2 protein-coding genes are annotated in these 3,203 nt (G+C 71.8%); both read right to left on the bottom strand.

Annotated features, from left to right (window positions below):
- Nucleotides 1-1,875, bottom strand: a 1,875-nt coding sequence (gene pheT / locus H0X00_RS22905) for a phenylalanine--tRNA ligase subunit beta (protein WP_293775102.1), incomplete at its 3' end; no start/stop codon positions are given.
- Nucleotides 1,876-1,984: 109 nt separating this feature from the next.
- Nucleotides 1,985-3,112: a phenylalanine--tRNA ligase subunit alpha gene (gene pheS, locus H0X00_RS22900; protein WP_293775100.1), complete on the bottom strand. Its 1,128-nt coding sequence runs from the start codon at nucleotides 3,110-3,112 to the stop codon at nucleotides 1,985-1,987.
- Nucleotides 3,113-3,203: the final 91 nt, after the last annotated feature.

The following is a 3,203-nucleotide window of genomic DNA, read 5'->3' as shown; positions in this document are numbered from 1 at the left end:
GGCTTCGGTGGCCGCGAGCTCCTCCGCGGTGGCGCGGCGGGTCACCGGCGGACGCGGCGCGGGCGGCGCGCCCGCCGTCGGCAGGAACACCCGACCGGTCTCGTAGAGCGCGACGTCGGAGGTGCCGCGCTTGAGGTTGCGCTGGAGCGCGCCCAACAGGCCCGGCAGCAGTGCAGTTCGCATCTCCGGCTCGGCTTCGGACATGGGATTCGCGAGCCGCAGCCCGTGCCGCCGGGCGTCGTCGGCGGTCACGCCGAGCTGGTCCCACAGGCCGGGAGCGACGAAGGGGTAGCAGAGCACCTCGACCAGACCGGCGCCGGCGAGCGCGCGCCCGACCCGGCGGCGCTGAAGCTGAGCCTCCGTCAGACCACGACCGGCCGGCGCTTTGGGGAGTACCGAGGGCACCGAGTCGTAACCCTCGAGGCGGATGACCTCTTCGGCGACGTCAGCCGGGTCGGTCAGGTCGGGCCGCCAGGTCGGGGCGATGACAGTCAAGGTGCCTGCCGCCACGCTCGCGCTCGCGCCCACCTGCGCGAGCCGGCGCAACACCGTCGCCTCGTCCAGGTCGCGACCGGCCAGCCGGCCGGGATAGGCCGGGTCGAGGGTAATGGTCCTGGGCGACGGCAGCCCGCCGGCGTCGGTGCCGGTCGCCGCTACGGTGCCGCCGCCGAGCTCGGTGAGCAACTGCGCGAACCGCAACGCCGCCACCGGACCCAGGGCAGGGTCCACGCCGCGCTCGAAGCGTCGGGAGGCTTCTGAGGGGAGCTTGTGCCGACGGGCGGCCCGGGAGATCGCCACCGGGTCGAAGTGCGCGGCCTCGAGGAGCACACCGGTGGTGGTGTCGGAGATCTCGGTGCTCGCGCCGCCCATCACCCCGGCCAGGCCGATCGGGCCGGAGTCGTCGGTGATCAGCAGATCCTCGGCGTCCAGGTCGCGGGTGGCGCCGTCGAGGGTCTCGATCTTCTCCCCCGCCCGGGCCCGGCGGACCACGATCGGCCCGCGCAGCTTCGCGAGGTCATAGGCGTGCGTGGGCTGGCCGAGCTCGAGCATCACGTAATTCGAGATGTCGACGGCCAACGAGATCGGCCGCATCCCGCACTGCTGCAGCCGGCGGCGCAGCCAGTCCGGGGACGGCGCGGACGGATCGATGCCGTTGATCGCGAGCGCGTTGAACCGGTCGCAGCTGGGGTCCTCGAGGCGGATCTCCCAGTCCTGACCGCCTTCGCCGGCCGTCGCGGCGCCGCGCGCCGCCGGGTCGACGAACTCGACGTCGTAGGCGGTGGCGACCTCACGGGCGATGCCGCGGACGGACAGCGCGTAGCCCCGGTCGGGGGTGACGGCGATGTCGAGGACCTCGTCGTCCAGGCCGAGCACGGTCTTGGCGTCAGCACCCACTGTCGTGTCCGGGCCGAGCACGATGATCCCGGCGAGGTCGCCGTCGGGCTTGCCGAGCTCACGCTCGGAGCAGATCATTCCGTCCGAGACGTTGCCGTAGGTCTTGCGGGCGGCGATCTCGAAGTTGCCGGGCAGCACCGCACCGGGCAGGGCGACGACGACGACGTCGCCGACGGCGAAGTTGCGCGCGCCGCAGACGATGCCGCGGCTGCCCGCGCCGTCGCCGTCGGTCTCGTTGTGCTCGGGCCCGACGTCGACGCGGCAGTACCGGACGTCCTTCTTCAGCTTCTGCGTCTCGCGCAACTCTTCGATCGAGAGCACGCGGCCGGTCACCAGCGGGCCGGAGAGCCCCGGCGCGCCCGGGTCGACGGTCTCCACCTCGAGGCCGGCCGCGATGATCCGCTCCGCGACCTCACGACCCGTCACCTCCGCCGGCAGGGCGGGAACAAGTTCGCGAATCCAGGACAACGGCGCACGCATCAGGCGTCCGCCCCGAACCGCAGGGAGAAGCGCACGTCGCCCTCGACCGCGCTCTGGGATGTCGCTGTGCGCAAGTCCTCGGCGTTGCTTCCCGCGAGAGCGCTCCGGTTCACGAGTCCGCCCCGAACGGCAGGGAGAACCGAACGTCGCCCTCGACCATGTCTCTCATGTCCTCTGCATTGTTCCTGAACATGACGGTCCGCTCGATGCCCATGCCGAAGGCGAAGCCGGAGTAGCGCTCGGGGTCCACGCCGCAGGCGACCAGCACCCGCGGGTTGACCATGCCGCAGCCACCCCACTCGATCCAGCCCTCGGACCGGCAAGTGCGGCACGGACCAAAGAAATCAGGATCTGCCGCGTTGCGGATGACGGAATTGCCGCGGCAGACGAAGCACTGCAGGTCGAACTCCGCGCTCGGCTCGGTGAAGGGGAAGTACGAGGGCCGCCACCGGGTCAGGGTGCCGGCCCCGAACAGCGTCGAGGCCAGGTGATCGAGTGTCCCCTTGAGGTGCGCCATCGTGATGCCCTCATCGACGGCCAGGCCCTCGATCTGGTGGAAGACCGGGGTGTGGGTGGCGTCGAGCTCATCGGTGCGGAACACCCGGCCCGGGTGCACGACGTACACGGGAAGTTCGCGGCCCATCAGCGCCCGGATCTGGGTCGGCGAGGTGTGCGTCCGCAGCACCAGGCCCTGCTCCGGCGGGTCGATGAAGAAGGTGTCCATCATCGAACGGGCGGGGTGGTCCGGGCCGATGTTCAGGGCGTCGAAGTTGAACCACTCGGTCTCGATCTCCGGGCCTTCGGCGATCTCGTAGCCCATCGCGACGAAGACGTCGGCCAGGTACTCCTGAGTGGTCGTCAGGGGGTGCCGGGCCCCGCGGGGCCGGCGCGCCGTAGGCAACGTCACGTCCACGGCCTCGGTGATCAGGACGCGGGCGTCCCGCTCCTCCTCCAGCGCACTCTGGCGGGCCGTCAGCGCGGCGTTGAGCCGGCCACGCGCCTCCCCGACCCGCTTGCCCGCCTCAGCCTTGGCCGCGGGCGGCAGGGCACCGATCTCCCGGTTGGCCAGCGCCAGCGGGGACCGGTCGCCGGCTACCTGGGTCCGCACCGCCCTGAGCTGGTCCAGGTCCACGGCGGCACCGATGGCCTCGAGGGCGTCATTCAAGGCCTGCGCGATCGCCTCGGGCTGGAGCGCGCTGACCTCGACCGGGTCGAAGCTGGAATTCGGTGCGGACACCCGCGGGAGTCTAGGCGGCGCTATGCGGCGCGCTGAAACCGATATCGCTGCGGGCGCGCAGTCTGAGTGTCAGCCCCGGCGGGGGGGGGGG

It is taken from the genome of Sporichthya sp., from assembly GCF_013815995.1.
GTDB lineage: Bacteria > Actinomycetota > Actinomycetes > Sporichthyales > Sporichthyaceae > Sporichthya.
This window is presented reverse-complemented; position numbering and strand designations above follow the sequence as displayed.